The organism is Mesorhizobium sp. M1A.T.Ca.IN.004.03.1.1 (assembly GCF_003997555.1).
In the GTDB taxonomy this organism is placed as follows: domain Bacteria; phylum Pseudomonadota; class Alphaproteobacteria; order Rhizobiales; family Rhizobiaceae; genus Mesorhizobium.
On sequence record NZ_RZTV01000796.1, the window covers coordinates 1 to 249 of the forward strand.

The 249-nt window shown below is 60.2% G+C and carries 1 pseudogene; it reads left to right on the forward strand.

Annotated features, from left to right (window positions below):
• Positions 1–249 (forward strand): annotated as a pseudogene (locus tag EOD29_RS33845) (cytochrome P450); the annotation flags it as partial.

The window sequence follows — 249 nt, forward strand, 5'->3', positions numbered from 1 at the left end:
GCAATCGCCGAACGCCGGGCAGAGCCTCGCGATGACCTGCTGACCCACATGATCCGCACGGAGCACAAGGGCCAGTATCTCACTGAAGAAGAACTCATTTCAACGACGATCGTGTTGCTCAATGCCGGCCATGAAGCGACAGTGCACCAGATCGGCAACTCCGTGCACACCATCCTCAACAGCGGTCGAGATCCGGCAGAACTCTTCCGGGACGATGCGGCGACGGAGCGCACCATCGAGGAGACCCTG